This window comes from Acaryochloris sp. IP29b_bin.137 (assembly GCF_028285745.1).
Classification (GTDB): domain Bacteria; phylum Cyanobacteriota; class Cyanobacteriia; order Thermosynechococcales; family Thermosynechococcaceae; genus Acaryochloris.
In genome coordinates, this window is sequence record NZ_JANQOP010000256.1 from 1 (window position 1) to 19,765 (window position 19,765).

Genomic DNA, 19,765 nt, shown 5'->3' on the forward strand with positions numbered 1-19,765 from the left:
GGGATTGAGAAACGATTGGACAGACATCCTCAATTACCTAAATGGGATATCCTCATTAAGCCAATTTAGTAGGTGACTTCTTTTCAGGAAATCACCTTAAAGGGTAAAGAACCCTATGTCAAAACGTTTGATCGTTGGTTTGGCCCTGAGGCTAAAGTCCCTCTCACTCAAGACCTGCGATCTTTAGTCCTAGAAACCATGCAGTTGGTGATTGATTTCAAAGAAGAAATTCCTGAAAGCGATCTTTAATGGTGCCCTGTTTATTTAAAGCCGTCCTTTGATGAGGCTAAAGTTGAGCTCCGACCCAATCAAGTACTTCCGATAGGGAATGGAGAACGGTAGAGCAATACTTGCAAACTGCAGTGAGAAAAGGTTTGCAATGTTCCTGTTTCACCTTACTTTGTCAGCTTACCGCTCACGTTTTCCTCATATTGTCTATATAGCCTCAAATTAAGAGGTCAGATGTCACATTCTCTGAGAACTGACACCTTTTCCTCAACTTTGACTGCAAACAGTTTAGTTGTGAGGACATTCGATCATGGCTACATTCAAGGGTAAATCTCTATCCATCCAATCTTTAAGCAAAACGGTTCGACGCTTCCTGAGCTATCTCGCTCAACCGATTCTCCGTATCTTTAGTCCCTCCCATGATGACTATCCAAAGGTGGGGGTCCAACCCTTTGAAGGTGATCCAGCTGATCCAGATCTAAACCAGGAAGGGTCTTGGTAAGGATTGGATACACAGCAAAAGGAGAAGGCTGGTATGGGCTATGGCTGTAAAGACCCTCAAGATTGACGATCAACTGATCAGTGCTCGGGGAGATGAAACAATCCTTGAGGCCGCCGCCGCATCAGGGATTCATATTCCGACGCTATGCAACTTGCAGGGTGTTTCCTTGTGGGGAGCCTGTCGACTCTGTCTAGTCGAGGTTAGTGGAAGTTCGAAGCTATCGGCCGCCTGCGTCACACCAGTGGCAGAGGGGATGGTCGTTCAAACCCAAACCAAACGGCTTAAACATTATCGGCGCATGATCGTTGAACTGCTATTTGCGGAAGGGAATCATATCTGTTCCGTATGTGTTTCCAATCACCACTGCGAATTGCAGGATCTTGCTATTGAGATGGGGATTGATCATGTGCGCTTTACCTATCAATTCCCAGATCGCTCTGTTGATATTTCCCATCTTCAATTTGGCGTTGATCATAATCGCTGTGTTTTATGTACTCGTTGTATTCGAGTTTGTGATGAGATTGAAGGGGCTCATACCTGGGATATGGCAGGTCGAGGTCGGAATTCCCGAGTGATCACAGATTTGAACCAGCCTTGGGGGGAAGCCGAGAGCTGTACCGCTTGTGGAAAGTGTGTCAATGCCTGTCCGACAGGAGCCATCTTTCGTCGTGGTTCAACGGTTGCGGAGATGGAACATGATCGGAGCCAACTTGAATTTATTTCTACTGCGAGAACGAGGCGGGAATGGGTACAAAAGTGAGGGAGAAATACCAAATAAGACAGTGAACGGAAATCAGTTTTGAAGTTGGAACAGTGAGTTCGAAGGCATCTTTTGAATGTGCTCGAACTTAGAAATGCACAACTATTTTGGGCTACGGAGGCAAGATGGCAAAACTGAAGTTAGCGACTGTTTGGCTAGGCGGGTGCTCAGGATGCCATATGTCTTTCCTAGACCTTGACGAGTGGTTATTTGAGTTGACCCACCAAGTCGATCTGGTCTACAGCCCTTTTATGGATGCCAAGCAGTATCCACAAGAAGTGGATGTGGCACTAGTCGAAGGCGCAATAGCCAATACCGATCATTGGGAGATGATTCATCAGGTTCGTGATTGCACTCAATACCTGATTGCCTTTGGGGATTGTGCTGTTACGGGGAATGTCACCGCCTTACGTAATATTTTGGGTACAGCGGAGGGGGTGCTTGAGCGGTCTTATATAGACTTGGCTGATCTGGTGCCTCAGATTCCTGCAGAGGAAGCAATTGTTCCCCCTTTATTGGATTGGGTTAAACCTGTACATACCGTTGTTCCCGTCGATCTCTTTTTACCGGGTTGCCCACCATCACCTTCTCGAATCAAATTTGTATTAGAAGTGTTACTGCAAGGGAAAAAGCCTCGACTCGAAGGCCGAGAACTAATTAAATTCGGTTAATCACAGCCCCAACGATCGATCAGTGATCTCTGTTTGATTTCCATCAATCGTGGACATACGTAAGGAGAACAAAGATGCTTAAAGTCAGAGACATTATGACCCATGAGGTGATCGTGATCCAGAATACTGCGACGGTGGCCCAAGCCATCGCCCTGATGCAGTATCATAAGGTTCGCTCCCTGATTGTTGAGCGTCCTGAGCGACAAACAGCCTACGGAATTATCACTGAACGAGATATTGTTTACCGAATCATGGCTGTCGGCAAAGACCCTCATGAAATTGGCATTCAAGAATTGGTTCGCGAACCCTGTATTACGGCCCATCCTGAACTCACCTTAGAAGAAGTAGCCCAATTGTTTGCAGCATCAGGTATTCAAAGAGCTCCAGTCATTGATGAGCAGCAGCTCTTAGGTATCGTATCCGTGACTGACTTAGTCATGAAAACGGATGGAAAGCAGAACCATCAAACCGATTGGCTCGCCCAGCAAATTGAAGATGCTTTAAATCATGCCCGGATTATTTGTGGTGACCCGCAAACTCAGATTTCACAGGAATGCGCTGTGGCCTGGGATGTGATTGAAGCCTACGAGGCCCAGACTGCATTGAGCAGATCTAATTAGCTTCCCTCATCCCTTTCAGAGTAGGTATCTTAGATGCGAACTAAACCATCAAGAACATATCTTAGACAAGTGCTGTTGTTCCTAATGGCCTTGGTTATTGCTCCGTTTCTGCTAGCGGTTTCTGCGGTTGGAGCCCCCAATTTCGTGGCTAAAGATCAGATCACGGTGGGGGCTACAGAGGTCATTCAAGGTAACTATTATGCGACTGGGGACCGTATAACGGTTGACGGCACCTTAAAAGATAATCTGTTTGCGGCAGCAGACACCATTCGGCTATCCGGTACCGTTGAAAAGGATGTTTACCTAGCGGGTGACGAAATAACGATTGATGGCATTGTTAAAGGTGATGCCATTCTGGCCGGTACCTTGGTTGCTCTCAACGGTTCAGTTGAAGGGGATTTAATGGCCGCAGGGCAAGCCGTGGTGGTGAACGGAACGGTTCAGGACGACGCCCGGATTGCAGGAGAGGCAGTGCTTCTCAAAAATCAGGCTCAGGTGAAAGATGACCTGATCGCCGCAGGACTGAGCCTGGAAAGTCAGCCCCAAACGTCCATCGGTGGCACACTCACGATTGCTAGTGGTCAGGCACTGCTAGCAGGAGCAATCGATCAAGATGTTGTGGGGGGTGTGGGAGGACTGACCTTAAAGGGATCAGTAGGTCAAGATATGGTCGTTACCGTCGGAGAATACCAGCCTTGGAAGCCTCTATTCGGTCCTAGTCCTCGCATTCAGGTTCCTGATGTGTCGGCAGGATTGACCCTCACAGATTCTGCCCAAGTCAAAGGTCGGTTGACCTACAAATCGCCAACTACCGCCACCCTGAGTGATGGGTCGCAAGTGACAGGTAAAATCACGCACCAACCCATTCCCGAATGGGAGCCGACACCAGCCAAGCCGACGAATATCGTGCAAGATCAACTGCAACGCTTGCTAACGATTGGGTTAGTAGGATGTGCATTGCTTTGGGCGTTTCCAAGGTGGACAGAAGGATTAACACAGAATATTCAGACTCGACCGTTGAGAACGTTGGGTTGGGGCATTGTGACCAGTGTGTTGGTGGGAGTAGCGAGTGTTGTGATCGCAGTTCTGACCGTCCTAGCATTTATTGTGCTTGTCTTGACCCTCCAAGGATTAGCCTGGCCGGTTCTGGGGGTCGGAACCCTCGCTAATCTGGCCCTTTGGGTCGGTATTGGCAGCTTCGTGAATTTGATTGCCCCGGTATTAATCAGCGATCTGGGTGGACGCTGGCTCTGCAGCCAATTCAGTTTGAATAAGACCGCAAACCGATTTATCCCATTCCTGATGGGGGTAGTGATTCTGATGTTGATTACCACTATACCCCTGATCGGCGGAATCATCAGCATTGTCATTGTTCTGTTGGGCTTAGGTGCTCTCTGGAATTGGGGAAGGTCACGGTGGGTTAAGCCCCCCTTGCAAGCTCAGGAGGTTCCAGTGGGTTGAGTGGGAATAGGTACTGGCATAACCGATGGGAGAAAGAGCAATGATGAAAGTTGCGGACATTATGACTTCAGAAGTCATCAAAATTCGGAATTCGGCGAAGGTTGCTGAAGCCGTCCGACTGATGCGACGACATGGGATTCATTCTCTCATCGTTGACCGGAACCATGAGCAAGATGCTTACGGAATTGTGACCGCCTTCGATATCGTTGCCAAGGTAACGGCCTTTGGTCGTGATCCACGGCTGGTGAGAGTCTATGAAATTATGACGAAACCTTGTTTGGTGCTCAATCCAGAACTCGGGGTCGAATATGCTGCACGATTATTGACCACTACTGGTATACATGCTGCACCCATTATCCAGTGGAGTCTGCTAGGTATTCTCTCGATCTCTGACATTCTCGATCAAGGGGATTTCTTGGACAACCCCTTGGAGGTGGAGCTTGCTCAAAAAACACAACAGTTAATTGCGGACGCTCATGCGATTTGTAAGCAAAAGGGCGCTAACTCCAAAGCTTGCCGACAAGCTTGGCAAGACGTTGATGCAGTCCAAGCGGAAGCAGCTCATCAACGGGCCGAAAAGCTCGAAAAAACGGCTTTTGAAGCGTTTTGTGAGGAGTACCCAGAAGCCTTCAAAGATCGAGAGTATGATGCCTGGTGTAGTGGCTAGCTAACTCATGTTTATCCTAAAAAACAGATAATTCACGATGCCTCAGAGAATCATCATTGATCCAGTCACTCGGATTGAAGGCCATGCCAAAATCTCGATTTACTTGGATGACGCGGGTGAGGTCACGGATGCTCGATTTCATGTGACGGAGTTTCGAGGATTTGAGAAGTTTTGCGAAGGCCGACCATTTTGGGAGATGCCGGGGATTACCCCGCGCATCTGCGGGATTTGTCCGGTTAGCCACCTACTCGCGTCAGCGAAAGCTGGAGACCAAATTCTTGCAGTTCACATTCCTCCGGCGGCTGAGAAATTGCGCCGCTTAATGAACTTAGGGCAGATTATTCAGTCCCATGCCTTGAGTTTTTTTCATCTGAGTAGTCCTGACCTACTGTTGGGGTGGGAGAGCGATCCAGCTCAGCGAAATGTGTTTGGCCTGATGGTCGCAGAGCCGGATATGGCCCGCAGCGGTATCCGGCTCCGCCAGTTTGGTCAAGAAGTGATTCAGCATTTAGGAGGGCAGAAAATTCACCCGGCTTGGGCTGTCCCCGGAGGCGTGCGATCGGCTCTAACCGACCAGGGACGTGAACAAATCCGAGCAGGGTTGCCCGAGGTACGATCAACGGCCCTTTCAACCCTGAATCGGTTCAAAGACTTGTTAGAAGACCATGCCAGTGAGGCTCGAATATTTGGGAATTTCCCCAGCTTATTTATGGGGTTAATCAACCCAAAGGGACTCTGGGAACATTACCAGGGCTGTTTACGGTTTGTGGATAGTGTCGGCAATATCATTGCGGATCATCTTGATCCATGCCAATTCCAGTCTTTTATTGGTGAAGCAGTTCAGGCTGATTCTTATTTGAAGTCTCCCTACTATCGTCCCTTGGGCTATCCTGATCAGACTCCAGGTCTGTGCCGTTTAGAGAGTGGCATGTATCGGGTGGGACCGTTAGCCCGACTCAACGTCTGCGATCGCATGGGCACGCCCTTAGCCGATCAGGAATTGCAAGAATTCCGCCAGCGGGGCAATGGGACCGTTACCTCTTCATTCTTCTACCATTACGCTCGCTTAATTGAGATTTTGGCCTGTATTGAACGCATTGAGCAGCAAATAGAGGATCTAGAACTCTGCCAACCTCCCCTGCGCGCCCAGGCAGATGTCAATCAATTAGAGGGGGTTGGAGTGAGTGAAGCACCGCGGGGGACGCTGTTTCATCACTATCAAGTGGATGCAACGGGGTTACTCCAATCCGTTAATCTGATCATCGCCACGGGGCAAAATAATCTGGCCATGAACCGCACCGTTGCTCAGATTGCTCGTCACTACCTCCATGGACCAGATATTCCTGAATCGATGCTCAATCGGGTCGAAGCAGGCATTCGGGCCTTTGATCCTTGTTTAAGTTGCTCGACCCATGCGGCAGGCCAGATGCCAATTCATATCCAGTGCAAATCAGTAAACAGTGGCCAAGTCCTGAGTGAGGTATGGAGGACCTCAACGGGAGAATTTCAGGTCGAAGGTTAAGAACATCAGTGCTTTTGTCAAAGATTGTTTCCCTCAGGCAAGCTCATGGGTTGATATTGTCCAAGAGTTGTAAAGTCCGCTCAGCTTCTTCAACATCAATAATGTTCAAAGCAAACCCCACATGGACAATGACATAGTCACCCACCTCCGCATGGGGTACATAAGCAAGGCTGACGTCCTTCAGAACGCCTCCAAAACTAACTTTCCCCGCCCGTAACAGTGGGTCATCATGATCCAAAATGCTGACAATCTGGCCGGGTACCGCTAAGCACATAGTGAATCTGCCTCGACAAAGGGCTGTTGTCTGTCAAAAGTCTCATTGACCTTGGGAAAGCATCCATCATAGTGGCGATAGGCGGCCATGACTTGTCCAAGGGCAATCCCCCCATCATTGGTAGGGACTTGCTGATGCCAGTAGGGGCGAAACTGGTTTTCCTGCAATCTGTGGATGGCTTTTTCACTCAAATATTGATTTTGAAAACATCCGCCTGTGAGCACGACATATGGCTCGTCGATTTGATGGGCGATCTGGACAATGATTTCAACCAAAGTATTGTGAAACTTAGTGGAGATCCAGCTAGTATCGACTTTCTGGTCAATATCGGCCAGAATGGCTATCAGCATCGGTTCCCAATCCACCACGAAGGGCAATGAAGAGGAGAGATGGAAAGGATAGTCGTCTTCTGTTGCAGCCCTGCCCAAGATAGACTCTAAGGCCATCGCTGCTTGCCCCTCAAAATGAGTGGTTTGCATCAGGTTCGTGAGAGATGCGATCGCATCAAAGAATCGCCCCACACTTGAAGTCAGAGGGGTATTCAAGGACCGATCCAGCATTGACTGCAATATCTTAGCGGACGGCTGGGAAAAAGCCTTCAGGGGAGCTAACCCTTCCCACTCAAAGATCTTGCCCCCAAAGCAGGTATAGAGCAGCCCCATTGCCGTTCGTCTAGGCTCACGAGCGGCTTGGTCACCACCGGGCAAGAGAAAGGGACGCCAGTGGCCGACCCGCTCAAACCCAGATGCTGTGATTCGCAGAAAATCTCCTCCCCAGACGGTCCCATCCAATCCGTAACCCGCTCCATCCCAAGCAATTCCCAGAACAGGGGCATCTAAATGGTGTTCTGCCATGCAGGCCAACACATGAGCATAGTGATGTTGCACAGATACTAAGGGAACTTGCCATTGCTGAGCCAATGCTTGGGCCGCTTGAGTGGACGCATAATCTGGATGAGCATCACAGGCGATCAGGTCAGGTTGGCACTCATAGAGCTGAAGTAACGCCTGTAGGGTTTGCTGAAAATGGTCGAAGGAGGGCACGGTGTCCAGATCACCCAGATGTTGACTCATAAAAACGTGATCGTCTAAGGAGAGAGCAATGGTGTTCTTTAGATGAGGACCCACCGCGAGGATTGTGGGGCGTTTTTGGTGTCTGGCAGATTGTGGCGTTGGCGATAAGCCTTTGGAGCTGGAATGATGAGACGGAAAAGTAACGGATAGGGGGAGCGGCGCATATCCTCGGGCACGGCGGCGGAGTTGAGGTTTCCTATTTATTACTTGGACAACTGAGTCATCTATAGGGTGCAAAATAGGACGATTATGGATCAGAAACAGATCGGCGATAGGTTTGAGGTCCTCCAGGGCTTGTTCCGCATTGAAGCAGATGGGTGAACCGTTGAGATTGCCACTGGTAGCAACGATGGGGAAATCGAGGTCGGCCATCAGGAGATGGTGAATCGGGGTGTAAGGAAGCAGTACGCCCAGGTGAGTGCAACCTGGGGCGACTTCATCAGTAATTGGGTCTGCCTGAGAGGAGTGTCTTCGCTGAAGTAAAACAATGGGAGCCTTGGGCGATTGCAACAACTCCGCCTCCAGTTCAGACACTTCACAGGTGTGTTTGACCTGTTCCAACGATGGATACATCAAGGCGAAGGGTTTATCGGGGCGCTTCTTGCGCGTTCTTAGCCGCTTTACTGCATCCGCATTTCGAGCATCGACTAACAAATGGAAGCCCCCCACTCCTTTTGCGGCGACGATCTGGCCCTGACGAAGGGCTGAAGAGGCTAACCCGATAGGCTCCAAATCGTCCCTTTCCTCCGCCATCGCCCGTCTTAATTGAACACCCTGCCAATGCCATACTTCAACGATGGGGCCACAGGTAGGACAGGCAATTGGTTGAGCATGAAATCGGCGAGATAAGGGATTCTGATACTCTGAAAAACAATCAGGACACAGGTGAAAGCTCGCCATTGCAGTATTACCGCGATCGTAGGGTAAGGCTTGAATAATGCTATACCTCGGGCCACAGTGCGTACAGTTGATAAACGGGTAGCGGTATCTGCGATCGCTAGGGTTGAACAGTTCACGGAGACAATCGGCACACGTAGCGACATCCGGCAGCAAGAGGGTGGTTTTAGGGCCGTTTTGGCTGGGACGAATCGTAAAGGTGTGCTCACCCAAAGGTGGAATATACTTTTGCTTGATAGTCTCAATTTCAGCGAGAACAGGGGGATTGGCTTGGAGTTGAGCGAGAAACTGGTTCAACCGTTCAGGGCCACCTTCCACTTCAATCACCACCCCCTGGGTATCATTCGACACCCAACCCCTGAGTTTCAATCGGGTCGCTAAACGGAAGATAAATGGCCGAAACCCAACGCCTTGAACGGCTCCTTGAATCGTTAGTTGGAGGCGCTGATGGGTCATCATCAAATATCCATTCCCTCGATCATCCATAACAAGGCTGCTTTGATTGAGGAGGCTAAAATTTATAGCCAATTTGGCGAAGAAAATCTTGGCGCTCCAAGATGTCTTCTTCTCCTTCCACCCCTTTGGGAGAGAAGCCATCAATCACACCTAACACCCCTGCACCTTGATCCGTCTTGGCAAGGATGACTTCTACTGGATTAGCCGTGGCACAGTAAATGGTACAGACCTCTGGGGACTGCTGAATTGCATTCAAAACACTAATGGGGAAAGCATCTTGCATCAATAGAATAAAACTATGACCCGCAGCGATTTTCTTAGCATTACTGACAGCGATGTCTTGGAGGGAGGGGTCGTTGCCAGCAAACCGGATCAGACAAGGCCCTGATGCTTCGCAAAACGCTAGACCAAATTTTGCCTGGGGGCAAGTCCCAACCATAATCTCGTATAAATCCTCCACTGTTTTAATGAAATGGCTTTGGCCCAAGATTAAATTTGCATGTTCAGGGACATCTAGGGCAACGGTGGTCACTTCCATAGTGTTTCGCCTCACAACAACCGTAATATTTTTAAGTCAGCAAAAGGGCCAACAAACCACAAAGGGCAATTCCGTCAAAAACTTCGGCGCCGCCAATACTGAGGACTCCGCCACTCATAGCTGTTATGTCCCTTAGATGTAATAAATCTGCACCGATTAAGGTTCCTAAAATACCCCCAGCAAAAGCAGTCGCTGGAGCATGGCTGATTCCCAATAGCATTGCCGTTAATGCCGCAGTCAAAGGGGCGAGTAATGGGTTCATCGTAATCCCAATTCCAGGGACAATATGGGCGGCATAGAAACAAACAACCGTCACGATAGATGTAATCAGCAAGATGGCTGCTGGATTGGCCTGTCTAAATTGGTAAACGGCCAAAATAATGGGAATTAAGCCACCCCCTACATTCAGGGCTACGACCTTTGTCTGTCTCATTTTGAGCAAAGGAATGCCCCAGAATTGACGCTGGTAGTACATCAAAAAGTCGTCCATTCCATGCACGAGTGAGTCCATGCGATAAAGAGGGATATTGAGGGTACTTCCCAAAATAACTAAGACCAAGAGTATGAGGGCCACTTGAGGCGTAAATCCTAACTTTGCAGCAGCAAGTTGAACGACATCAATCGTCAGTACCAGCCAGACGAAGGGTAGGAACAGCAAAAATAAGAGAAATAGCAGTAGAGAAACGGGTAAATAGATCATATGAATCATCCTTACCGTTTTAAACAGTCATAACTGACCTGTCCCTCTGGGTTTAGTTTGAGGATAGTCTGCCGATCTGTAAAACTTGTGAGTTTTGGGGGCGAGGCGATGGTCCGTTTAGGTCTTGGCGACACTGGTCTAAATAGGCATACCAGGCATCCATACCAGCTCCCGTTCGAGCCGATACCTCAAAGAGGGTCGCTTGGGGAGCGATTTGTTGGAGATTTGCGATCGCAAGGTCTCGTTGCCATCCCACAGCCTCCGCAATATCCGTTTTATTGATCAAAACGACCTGAGCCGACTTGAACATTGCTGGATATTTTTGGGGCTTGTCTTCGCCCTCGGTGACAGACAGGATGACGACTCTGATTTGTTCTCCTAAATCGAACGCAGCGGGACAAACGAGGTTGCCAACATTTTCAATTACGAGGAGATCCCAAGGTTTGGGCGGGAGTTTGGATAAAGCGTGGCTCACCATGCTGGCTTCTAAGTGGCATGCTGTCCCCGTTGTAATTTGAACTGCTGATACCCCAGCATGGCCTAATCGGTGGGCATCATTATCCGTCGCTAAATCGCCAACAATGGCTCCAATTTGCCAATCATTCCTTTGATCTTGGGCGAGTCGCTCAATCAAAGCTGTTTTCCCCGAACCCGGCGAAGATAGCATATTCACCGCTAACCAGCCCTGGTTTTGAAACAGGACTCTATTTTGATTAGCAATGCGATCATTGTGTTCCAAAATCTTGGCATGTAGGTCAAGGTGGTGAACGCTGGGAGCCTCAATGCGTGTTCCTGCTTGGTTCAATTGAGGGTCATGGTTTTGGTGAATCCGAACAGATTCAGCACTACAGCCGCAATCTTCACACATCCTACGAGACCTCCATTTCTGTTAGCTCCAGTTCTCTGCCCTGACGCAAATCGGTAGTGAATTGATGACAAGTGGGACAAACATACACCCAGCTAGTGGGCTGAAAATCCAGATCACAAGCGGAACAGTGGCACATCACGGGCACCGTTTCTACCTCAAGTCGAGCATTCGCAGCCATCGTGCCAGCGGTAACGATTTCAAAGGCGAGAGTGAGGGCTTCAGGAATCACACCCGACAATTCCCCGACCCGCAGCTTAATCCAGTGGATATGCTGAGCACCTTGTTGAGCTGCATGATCTAAGACGATGTCTAAGGTGGTTTGCATTAAACTCACTTCATGCATGAGGCTTGATTGAACTAGTAACAGAATCCAGCTGTGACTGGATAAGTGCTTGAATGGCGTCCAGTGCTTCTGCAATGCCTTCCTCTGCCGTGGTGGACAGATGCTCACCCACAGCAAATTCAATGGCTTTGACTTCTACCCACCAGGCTTGGGGATGATGCCCATAGACTGAGTGGGTTAAAGCGAGTAATGAGCGAGGATCACAGGTATGCCCCATAGAAGGGACCGTGCTACCAGCGGTTTCCATTCCCCTAGGGGCAATTTGCGTGACTCTGACCGCCTGATCGGGATCCATACGGCAGGCATCAATAAAGATTACGGTTTCTGAGTTCGCAAGTTCTGCAGCAAGTTCAGGTGTGAGTTGCTGCACGGTTAACGATTTCACCTGAGGAAGACGCCAAATCGCTACCTCATCTGCAATCCGAGGGCCAATGGCATCATCACAACGAAGCTGGTTTCCATAACCAATCACCAAGATTGAATGGTGTTTAGTAGGTTGGGAAACGGCTGGTGAAGCGTTCATGAAGATACATCCTTATACTCATCACCTTAACGGTAGGGCCTAAAGTTGAAGAGCTTATGAGGGCTACCAGGGCTTCAACCGCTACCCTTTTGACTCAATAAACGGATCAATATTGAGGAACTTGTGAGGATGGAAGTTCAAACTGGCCGATCATCCGGATAAACCAGCAGACTCAATCGTCATAGCTTCTTCAAGTTTATGGCATAGGCTAAAAATGAAACTAAAGCTGCATTGCTCATCCCAATCATTGTGGAGGTGAGAGGATGTTTGCAATAACCCTGCTCCAGATATTGGCGATGATGGGCTTCCCTTTAATCGTCACGACTTTTTCATCCCCTATGGATGTCACTGAGCATCCGTCTGTTCCAACACTAGCCATTTCTCAACCCTGGCGACTGGAATTACTGGCGGATGGGAACTATCAAGTTTGTAGTCTACCCGAACCTAAAGATGGACGGGATGGTGATGGGGTTTGCTTTACCTTTGCTAAGCGGGGCGATTTCGTGGATGGATATTACGGTTTCCCCCATTCTGGAACCTATATTTGTGTTCAAGGTAGAGCAGAACGGAATCGGGTGAGAGGGCAGGGGTTGGCATTGTCGTGGCCTGGTCACCCTTGGCCTCCGATCACAACGTCACAGTATACCTGGCGATTAGATCAGCACTTAACCCTGCAAAATGGCTATGTTGTTCGCAGCGTCAGAGAACAGTCCGGAAGAGTCAATTGGATTCGATTTGATGAAGTGAAGTTGGATATGGACGGATTCTATCAATATCCAACCGTGAAAATGCGTTCTCCTGCTCATCTATGTGATTGGCAGACGCCGGTGGAGTTCTGAGCCGAAAGACTTACACCTACCAAGACAACGATGGTTCTTGATTCGGAGGTGAATAATGGTTACCCTTCCCTCCTCTCCCCAACAATTTAATTTTCCTAACTTAGTTCAGGGGGTAGCTCAACTCTGCCGTCCCACACTCAGTGTTCTAGCGGCTGTGGCGAGCTGTCTCTCAGTATTCGCTCTACAACCTCAGACATCAGTTTGGGTCTATCTACAGACTGCCACTGTATTGATATGTATGACGGCTGGAGCTTTCGCCATCAATGATTTCGATGATATTGAAAAAGATCGTATTAACCATCCTGAACGCCCCCTTCCCTCTGGTACTCTGCTACCTCATCATGCGTGGTGGATTGCAGTGACGCTATTCTGCATTGCTTTAGGCGCAGCAATCCCTCTTGGTCTATCGTGCTGGATTGTAGTGGCGATCAGTGCTCTGCTGCTTTGGAATTATGCTCCTATCTTGAATATCAGCGGAATTCTGGGCAACGGTGTTGTGGCAATGATTGTCGCGGCTTTAATCTTCTTCGCTAGCCTAGTAGCGGAACGCCCTTGGGCAATGCTCTACCCGAGTATCTTTTTGTTTTTCTATATTTTGGCTAAAGAAATTGTTTGGGATATTCACGATGCAGAGGGGGATCAACAACGGGGGGTACATACCATTGCAAATCTTTGGGGACTGACTCCGGCCTTTTCAATCGCTTGGGGATTAATCGGTCTACTGCTCATTTCGATTCCCATTGCCATTTTCCAACTCTCCATGGCTCATCCTGCTTTGTTTGGATGTTTTGCCACTATGATGTTGTTAAGCTTTGCTCTAGCGCTCTGGCGTTATCAGACAATTCAGACTTCCCGGACCTATAAAAACCTGATTGTGCTGGAACGCTTAGGGATGATTCTTGGCTTAGTCGGGTTATTAGGCACGGCCCCTTCCCTTTAGGCATAACAGAGTTTAAGGACTGATCACTGTTGCGATCGCATCTCGACTGGGACAAGGTAGCGGTACCTTCCCCAAGTCTGATCTAGACCATACGGTGGCATTGCCTGACTTAACGTCACCAATCTCGCAACAGGGAATACCAGATGTGTTTAAGGTCTGGCAAATCGATGGTGCATCTCGTCGGGGCGTCGTCAGTAATAGTGCTCCAGAAGCAATCGCAGCCAATGGATCAATCTCAAAAATTTCGCAAATCTGGGCTGAGAGGTCTGATATCGGCACTTTCTCAAGGTCGATCATCAATTGGCAGTCACTGGCCTGGGCTAATTCCCAAAGGGCGGCTAGTACCCCCCCTTCAGTCGGGTCATGCATCGCCGTTACTTGCCCAGCTTGGCTGGCTAGTTGAGCATCACGGAGCACACTAATGCCAGGCTCATAGAGGTAACCCCTCGCCTGAGTCAGCTCATCGGAAGTTAACGCCTGACTGATTTGTTCAGAATATTCGCGAGCTAAGATTGCCGTAGCTTCAATGGGTACACTTTTAGTCAACAAAATGCAATCACCAGGCTTAGCACCCCGAGGAGTAATAAGGCTATCTCGCGCCACTTCACCAATCAGTGTTCCGACAACGATGGGTCGGTCTAGGCCATAGGTGATTTCAGTATGCCCCCCAATTAAAGAGACATTGATCTCCTGACAAGCCGTGTAAATTTGCTGATGAATGCGTTCAGCCAAAGTTGCAGTGGCCCTCTGCTCGGGGAGAAGAATAGTGGCCATCAACCAGCGGGGAGTAGCTCCTGTTGTGGCAATATCATTAGCATTAATCTGGACGACATACCAGCCAATGTCATCTGTAACAAAGGTAATGGGATCAGATTTAATGACCCATAACTTTGCTCCTCCATCGACGACAGCACAATCATGCCCAATGCCTGGCCCCAATAAGACTTGAGGATCATGAATGGGAGTTTGAGAGAGAAGGTGGGCCAATAGATGTGAGGGTAATTTACCAACCGGCAGAGGATCCTGTGTCACCTTAACCTCCTCATCTAAAAATATCTTCTAGTCACTTTTATTAGCAGAAGCTTCGGTCTCTGTATCCTGTGATTTTTCTTGCAGGATATTCTGTAACATTCTGAGCAAGGTATCCGAAGAAAAAGGTTTCTGAAGAAAGGCTTTAACACACTGTCCAAGGGATAAAGCAAATGTCTCATCAACTAAGAGGCCACTGGTCACGATGACTTTAAGCTGAGGATTGATTTTTCGCAGTGTTTGAATGGTCGTTTCTCCACTGAGTGTTGGCATCTGCATATCCATCAATACAACATCAATCTCAGTGTGATGTTGAGCATACTGAGCAATGGCATCAATACCATCAGCTGCGACCATGACCTTATAGTTGTGCTTTACCAACATACTCAGGGCCACTTCTCGAATCGGAGCTTCATCATCAACGACTAAAACAACCTCTCCCTGACCGTTAGGACACTCTAATTGTTCTTCCTCTACACTGCTGACTGATTCAATAGCAGGGAGGTAGACTTTGAATTGAGTCCCTTGACCAACTTCACTGTAGACGGTGATAAATCCATAATGGCTTTGAATAATCTTGTTGACCGTCGAGAGCCCCAATCCGGTTCCTCCCGCAGGCTCCTTGGTAGTAAAGAAGGGCTCGAAAATCTGTTCCTGTAGTTCAGGAGGAATTCCAATTCCAGTATCTGTAACGGTGATCAAAATGTATGGTCCAGCTTGGGCGTTGAGAAAATCTGCTGCAAGGGCTTCATCTAGTGGAAAGTTCATTGCATGGATGGACAAAGAACCGCCCTCTGGCATAGCATCACGAGCATTGACGAGTAGATTCATAAAGACTTGATGTACCTGGGTCGCATCGGCATGAATCGACCAAAGATCGTCAGGGATATGCGTAGATACTTCAATCGATTTAGGAAATGTTTTTAGGGTAAAGTCTCTCAGCTCACTCAGTAAGGGTTTGATGTAAAGAATTGCGCGTTCACCATCTGCGCCCCTGGAAAATGAGAGCACCTGGGTAATCAGTTTTGACCCCCGTTGTGCACAGGTTTGTAAAATCTCAAACTGGTGCTGAATTTGTTCACTGGCATTGGGAAGTTGCAAAGGTAAAAGCTGGGCTACTCCATAGATAGGCGTCAGAATGTTATTGAGGTCATGAGCAATTCCGCTAGCAAGTGCCCCAATACTCTCCAATCGTTGAGCCCGTAAAAATTGTTTTTCGAGTTTTTTAGCTTGAGTGACATCGGTATTGACAATGAGTATGGCTTTGGGATTCCCTAAACTATCTTGGACCAACGTCCATCGGCTCATCACCGTGATCGCATCCCCTGATTTAGTCACCTGTTGCTGTTCGCCTTGCCACTTTCCTTGTTGCCTCACATATTGTTCAATTTCTGCTGCTTTCTCGTCGGTTACTTCTAGTAACTGGCCAACTTCTTGACTAAGCGCTTCCCCCTGAGTCCAGCCATAAAGAGCAGATGCACCTTTGCTCCAGTATTGAATCCGACCATCAAGTCCCTGGACCAGAATGGCATCGGTGGCAACATTCAATAGCGCTGCTAGTTCTGAAATTTGTTCTTGTGATTGCTTGCGTTCTGTAATATCCGTCGCCACGCCATCCAATCGCAGGACTCTCCCTTCGGCATCTTTGATCACCCTGCTCCGATCTAATAGCCACCGAATCGACCCATCCGGCCGGACAATGCGATATTCTACTTCTTGGCTACCCGTCTCCAGGATACGTTCAGAAAAACCGCTAACTTTTGCCCGATCATCGGGATGCATAGCTTGTAACCAGAGTTGTGAATTATCTATAAATGCTGAAATAGGGCGTCCATATATCTCTTCAGCGGCTGGACTAAGGTACAACAACTCAAATGAATCTGCCTTTACGGACCAAACGATATCTTGCAGGGATTCTAGAATATTGTTGAGACGCTGTTGACTTTCTTGGTGTGCAACTTCGGCCAGCTTACCTTCAGTGACATCAAAAATGACGCCATCTATATGGAGAGGTTGACCATTTTGAGCCGGAATAGGTTGTCCTTTTTCCCAAAAGTACCGAATCTGATCCTGTTTATCCTGTATTCGATACTCCACTTGAAATGGCATCAGAGAAGAGACAGCCTCCTGTACGGTTTTAACCACTTGGGGCCGATCTTCTGGCACAATCATCGGATCAATGGAGCAAACTTCTCCGACTGAAAGGTCGATGGAATCATTACCTGTTAATGTTTTGCACTGATCATTCAGAAACACCATTCTATTGTGATCTTCAGGAAAGACCCGATAAACGATCCCTGGTAGATTTTCTGCCAATGTTCGATATTCTTGTTCGCTTTGTCTCAAGGTTTGATCGATTTGGTGCCGATCTAGGGCTTGCGCTAACAAATTGGCCACTGACTGGAGAAAGTCAATATCATTCTCATTAAATAGACGATGGTGGACGGTATGAGCACCGATTACCCCGTACGTTTGATGTTGCCCTTGAAGAATGACACTCATCCCACTAACGACCTTATGATCCAGTAACAATGGCGGACCGCTAAATCGAGTTTCTGTCTCCAAGTTGTCAACAATGACTGGCCTAGAACTCCGCAATGTATAACCGGCTTGGGACTCTTGCTCAGTCCCAATGATGGCCTGACCCACCAGTCCAGGTTGCCAACCCACCCCGGCCTTCAGCAATAACGATTCACCATCGGGACGTAACTGAAGTACTTTGCAATATTCCACCTCCAAAGTCTGAGAGACGACTCTGACAATTTCATTCATCAAACCATCGATATCTCGACTTGCTAAGGCTAATGCCCCTAATTGAGCCACTGAAGTCTGTTGTCTGGCTCTCAAGGCTAAGGTCTGCTCGATTATTTTTTGCTTAGTGATATCACTGGCGCTTGCATAAATCTGTTGCTGCTGAAGGTATGGTGTGGCGGACCAGAGAAACCAGCGGTAGGAGCCATCATGGCAGCGATATCGATTCTCAAAGGCAATAGTATTAGTGCCCATTGCCAACTGCTCTAATTCTCTGACAGTGGCATCCCGATCCTCGGGGTGAACAAAGTTAAGGAAAGGCTGAGCCAAGAGTTCTTTGATTGAATAGCCTAAAGTGCTAATAAAAGCAGGATTGACGGTTTTAAAGTAACCGTCAAAGCCCGCAATACAGTGCAGGTCCAAAGAAACTGAAAGGAACCGATTACGGTCAGTTTCTGCGGTTTGGCGCTCAAGCTCTGCTGTGGTTTTCTGGGCCAGAATCGTCAGCACCTCTTCTATAAACGCCAGATCGTCAAGGGGCTGTCGGCATAAAACAACAATTAATCCCACTACTTGCTTAGCACTAGAGATGAGGGGAATCCCCAAATACCCTTCTATGCTTAAGTCCCTGAGCATCTGATCATGAGGAAAAACCGCTTGGACGCCCTGATGATACATACAGGATTGTTGTTCAATGACTTCCTCACAGGGAGCCCCAGCTAGAGCATATTCAAAGTTGGATTGGAGCTGTCCTGCCTTTGCCACCGCAAGGGTGCGAATCGTTGCTTGGCCCTCTATATTGACAAGCTGACCAATATGAGCGAAATCTGCAGGGAGTACTTGATTCAGATGTATCACAAGGGATTGGAAGAAATCCTCACCAGTAGATGTTGCCAGACCTTTAGCCAGATGGTGTCGCATAAGATCTCGGCGCTCTAATTTCGATGTTCGATCTTGAACCAGCTGCTCCAGTTCTTGGTTGCGTTTTTGGAGTAGCTGATGATTTTGGGTCTCCAGTTGCGTGATTTGCTGCTGGAGTAGTTCCACGACCTCATAAATTTCAGCAGGGTCTACGGGTAGCAAGTTCTTCTGGGTGACAATGCCCCGCAAGGTTCCATGTCCATCAGCGACGACTAATCGACGGACTTTTTGCTGCTGCATTTTCTGATGGACGGTCCACAGGGAATCATCTGGAGTAACGAGGGAAAGAGGGGTACTCATCACCTCTTGTGCTTGAGTCTGGGCAAAATCCAGCTCTAATCGCTGAAATTGAACAATATCTCTTTCAGTAATAATCCCGATTGGGCAGGGATTTTCTGTGAGATCATCGGCAGGTTCAACCATAACGATACAGCTCACTCCCTGCTGATTCATTAACTGGGTAATCTGCAACAGTGAGTTCGTAGGCAAAGATTGAACCACGTCTGGGGTCATTACCTCCCTTACCCGACGAATTTTAAGTAAATCAGACGGTTGTAGTAGATTTCGAATCCGACGAGGGGTCAGTAGTCCTTTCACCTTTCCCTGTTGATCCAGTACAGGTAAATGGCGAATATGCTGACGGTTCATCAACTCTAATGCGGTAAAAACGGATGCATGTCCATCATCGACTAACGTTACGACGGGCTGGGACATCACCGTTGCGGCGGTGAGTTCATCCAGTGAGCGATTCTCAGCAATTAAACAAACGATGTCGCGTTCCGTGAGAATGCCAACCAGTTGAGTATCTTCTTCAAGCAGTACACAACCCGTTTGTTCGATTCCCAATTGTGGGAGAGTGGGCTGGTTAACCTCATCTGCCATCCAATGACAATGAAGGGCGGACTGATTTGTGAGGCCAATAACTTGTATGAAGGGGGTATCCGGCGCGGCAATAAGGGGTTGTAAATCCAGAGCTGCTTCAAGGGGAAACGTCAGGAATTGCTGGATCATCGAACCCACTTGCCCACAATTACTTTAATTTAATTGTAATGGCGGCTCGATTTTAATTAGCAGAAGAAGGGTGTTGTTGCATGAATCGATCTTTGCTGGGAGGCGGTTTCAGCGATCCAGATTGTCCAAAATGGATAAAAATCGAAGATTCTCCCCAACTCTAAGCTCTGA

The 19,765-nt window shown here is 48.3% G+C and carries 18 protein-coding genes and 1 pseudogene; 10 read left to right on the forward strand and 9 right to left on the reverse strand.

Translation table 11 applies throughout. The annotated features are described in order from the left end of the window. Nucleotides 1–96: 96 nt before the first annotated feature. From Q0991_RS18120 to Q0991_RS18155, 8 genes and pseudogenes are all read left to right on the forward strand, one after another. Nucleotides 97–249: pseudogene (locus Q0991_RS18120) on the forward strand (amino acid ABC transporter substrate-binding protein); the annotation flags it as partial. Between the two features lie 289 nt (nt 250–538). After that, nucleotides 539–730: a hypothetical protein gene (locus tag Q0991_RS18125; protein WP_299490986.1), complete on the forward strand. Its 192-nt coding sequence runs from the start codon at nt 539–541 to the stop codon at nt 728–730. Between the two features lie 40 nt (nt 731–770). Next, complete coding sequence (gene hoxU, locus Q0991_RS18130) at nt 771–1,490, forward strand: bidirectional hydrogenase complex protein HoxU (RefSeq protein ID WP_299490988.1); 720 nt, start codon at nt 771–773, stop codon at nt 1,488–1,490. Between the two features lie 125 nt (nt 1,491–1,615). Then, nucleotides 1,616–2,161, forward strand: coding sequence for an oxidoreductase (locus Q0991_RS18135; RefSeq protein ID WP_299490990.1), 546 nt, complete (start codon nt 1,616–1,618; stop codon nt 2,159–2,161). A 74-nt stretch (nt 2,162–2,235) separates the two neighbouring features. Then, nucleotides 2,236–2,781 carry a CBS domain-containing protein gene (locus tag Q0991_RS18140; RefSeq protein ID WP_299490993.1) on the forward strand — a complete coding sequence of 182 codons (546 nt, stop codon included), beginning with the start codon at nt 2,236–2,238 and terminating at the stop codon, nt 2,779–2,781. A gap of 33 nt (nt 2,782–2,814) precedes the next feature. Continuing rightward, nucleotides 2,815–4,242, forward strand: coding sequence for a polymer-forming cytoskeletal protein (locus tag Q0991_RS18145; protein ID WP_299491022.1), 1,428 nt, complete (start codon nt 2,815–2,817; stop codon nt 4,240–4,242). 40 nt (nt 4,243–4,282) lie between these two features. Next, on the forward strand, nt 4,283–4,909 hold the full coding sequence (locus Q0991_RS18150; RefSeq protein ID WP_299491025.1) for a CP12 domain-containing protein: 627 nt from the start codon (nt 4,283–4,285) through the stop codon (nt 4,907–4,909). Between the two features lie 37 nt (nt 4,910–4,946). Further along, on the forward strand, nt 4,947–6,431 hold the full coding sequence (locus Q0991_RS18155) for a Ni/Fe hydrogenase subunit alpha (RefSeq protein ID WP_299491028.1): 1,485 nt from the start codon (nt 4,947–4,949) through the stop codon (nt 6,429–6,431). A gap of 43 nt (nt 6,432–6,474) precedes the next feature. On the opposite strand, the gene Q0991_RS18160 is transcribed toward Q0991_RS18155, so the two are convergent. Genes Q0991_RS18160 through Q0991_RS18190 form a run of 7 tightly spaced genes read right to left on the reverse strand, consistent with a single transcriptional unit; the run spans nt 6,475 to nt 12,103 of the window. Further along, the gene (locus Q0991_RS18160) at nt 6,475–6,705 is read right to left on the reverse strand and encodes a HypC/HybG/HupF family hydrogenase formation chaperone (protein ID WP_299491030.1); all 231 of its coding nucleotides are present in this window, start codon (nt 6,703–6,705) and stop codon (nt 6,475–6,477) included. Beyond that, complete coding sequence (gene hypF, locus Q0991_RS18165) at nt 6,696–9,161, reverse strand: carbamoyltransferase HypF (protein WP_299491032.1); 2,466 nt, start codon at nt 9,159–9,161, stop codon at nt 6,696–6,698. The genes Q0991_RS18160 and hypF overlap by 10 nt, the downstream gene beginning before the upstream one ends. Nucleotides 9,162–9,186: 25 nt before the next feature. Beyond that, on the reverse strand, nt 9,187–9,669 hold the full coding sequence (locus tag Q0991_RS18170; protein WP_299491034.1) for an adenosine-specific kinase: 483 nt from the start codon (nt 9,667–9,669) through the stop codon (nt 9,187–9,189). Between the two features lie 31 nt (nt 9,670–9,700). Further along, nucleotides 9,701–10,369, reverse strand: a complete 669-nt coding sequence (locus Q0991_RS18175; RefSeq protein WP_366525007.1) for a DUF1614 domain-containing protein — start codon at nt 10,367–10,369, stop codon at nt 9,701–9,703. Between the two features lie 52 nt (nt 10,370–10,421). Next, nucleotides 10,422–11,237, reverse strand: a complete 816-nt coding sequence (hypB, locus tag Q0991_RS18180; RefSeq protein ID WP_299491038.1) for a hydrogenase nickel incorporation protein HypB — start codon at nt 11,235–11,237, stop codon at nt 10,422–10,424. Between the two features lies 1 nt (nt 11,238). Continuing rightward, complete coding sequence (hypA, locus tag Q0991_RS18185; RefSeq protein WP_366525006.1) at nt 11,239–11,580, reverse strand: hydrogenase maturation nickel metallochaperone HypA; 342 nt, start codon at nt 11,578–11,580, stop codon at nt 11,239–11,241. Beyond that, nucleotides 11,573–12,103, reverse strand: coding sequence for a hydrogenase maturation protease (locus tag Q0991_RS18190; protein ID WP_299491043.1), 531 nt, complete (start codon nt 12,101–12,103; stop codon nt 11,573–11,575). Before Q0991_RS18190 ends, hypA begins: the two co-directional genes overlap by 8 nt. A 263-nt stretch (nt 12,104–12,366) precedes the next feature. Between Q0991_RS18190 and Q0991_RS18195 the strand changes: the two genes are divergently transcribed. Both Q0991_RS18195 and Q0991_RS18200 read left to right on the forward strand, forming a co-directional pair. Beyond that, nucleotides 12,367–12,942 (forward strand): hypothetical protein, encoded by a 576-nt coding sequence (locus tag Q0991_RS18195; RefSeq protein WP_299491046.1) that lies wholly within the window; start codon nt 12,367–12,369, stop codon nt 12,940–12,942. Nucleotides 12,943–12,997: 55 nt separating this feature from the next. Next, on the forward strand, nt 12,998–13,882 hold the full coding sequence (locus Q0991_RS18200) for a geranylgeranylglycerol-phosphate geranylgeranyltransferase (protein ID WP_299491049.1): 885 nt from the start codon (nt 12,998–13,000) through the stop codon (nt 13,880–13,882). A 12-nt stretch (nt 13,883–13,894) separates the two neighbouring features. Here Q0991_RS18200 and Q0991_RS18205 read toward each other — a convergent pair whose 3' ends face one another. Together Q0991_RS18205 and Q0991_RS18210 are read right to left on the reverse strand one after the other, a co-directional pair. Beyond that, complete coding sequence (locus Q0991_RS18205; protein WP_299491051.1) at nt 13,895–14,914, reverse strand: AIR synthase family protein; 1,020 nt, start codon at nt 14,912–14,914, stop codon at nt 13,895–13,897. A 27-nt stretch (nt 14,915–14,941) separates the two neighbouring features. Continuing rightward, nucleotides 14,942–19,594, reverse strand: coding sequence for a PAS domain-containing protein (locus Q0991_RS18210; protein WP_299491054.1), 4,653 nt, complete (start codon nt 19,592–19,594; stop codon nt 14,942–14,944). Nucleotides 19,595–19,765: the final 171 nt, after the last annotated feature.

What these genes read in the sequence shown, in the direction of transcription:
- Q0991_RS18125 (WP_299490986.1), top strand. Translation starts at nt 539, where the DNA reads ATGGCTACATTCAAGGGTAAATCTCTATCCATCCAATCTTTAAGCAAA.
- hoxU (WP_299490988.1), top strand. Translation starts at nt 771, where the DNA reads ATGGCTGTAAAGACCCTCAAGATTGACGATCAACTGATCAGTGCTCGG.
- Q0991_RS18135 (WP_299490990.1), top strand. Translation starts at nt 1,616, where the DNA reads ATGGCAAAACTGAAGTTAGCGACTGTTTGGCTAGGCGGGTGCTCAGGA.
- Q0991_RS18140 (WP_299490993.1), top strand. Translation starts at nt 2,236, where the DNA reads ATGCTTAAAGTCAGAGACATTATGACCCATGAGGTGATCGTGATCCAG.
- Q0991_RS18145 (WP_299491022.1), top strand. Translation starts at nt 2,815, where the DNA reads ATGCGAACTAAACCATCAAGAACATATCTTAGACAAGTGCTGTTGTTC.
- Q0991_RS18150 (WP_299491025.1), top strand. Translation starts at nt 4,283, where the DNA reads ATGATGAAAGTTGCGGACATTATGACTTCAGAAGTCATCAAAATTCGG.
- Q0991_RS18155 (WP_299491028.1), top strand. Translation starts at nt 4,947, where the DNA reads ATGCCTCAGAGAATCATCATTGATCCAGTCACTCGGATTGAAGGCCAT.
- Q0991_RS18160 (WP_299491030.1), bottom strand. Translation starts at nt 6,705, where the DNA reads ATGTGCTTAGCGGTACCCGGCCAGATTGTCAGCATTTTGGATCATGAT.
- hypF (WP_299491032.1), bottom strand. Translation starts at nt 9,161, where the DNA reads ATGGATGATCGAGGGAATGGATATTTGATGATGACCCATCAGCGCCTC.
- Q0991_RS18170 (WP_299491034.1), bottom strand. Translation starts at nt 9,669, where the DNA reads ATGGAAGTGACCACCGTTGCCCTAGATGTCCCTGAACATGCAAATTTA.
- Q0991_RS18175 (WP_366525007.1), bottom strand. Translation starts at nt 10,369, where the DNA reads ATGATCTATTTACCCGTTTCTCTACTGCTATTTCTCTTATTTTTGCTG.
- hypB (WP_299491038.1), bottom strand. Translation starts at nt 11,237, where the DNA reads ATGTGTGAAGATTGCGGCTGTAGTGCTGAATCTGTTCGGATTCACCAA.
- hypA (WP_366525006.1), bottom strand. Translation starts at nt 11,580, where the DNA reads ATGCATGAAGTGAGTTTAATGCAAACCACCTTAGACATCGTCTTAGAT.
- Q0991_RS18190 (WP_299491043.1), bottom strand. Translation starts at nt 12,103, where the DNA reads ATGAACGCTTCACCAGCCGTTTCCCAACCTACTAAACACCATTCAATC.
- Q0991_RS18195 (WP_299491046.1), top strand. Translation starts at nt 12,367, where the DNA reads ATGTTTGCAATAACCCTGCTCCAGATATTGGCGATGATGGGCTTCCCT.
- Q0991_RS18200 (WP_299491049.1), top strand. Translation starts at nt 12,998, where the DNA reads ATGGTTACCCTTCCCTCCTCTCCCCAACAATTTAATTTTCCTAACTTA.
- Q0991_RS18210 (WP_299491054.1), bottom strand. Translation starts at nt 19,594, where the DNA reads ATGATCCAGCAATTCCTGACGTTTCCCCTTGAAGCAGCTCTGGATTTA.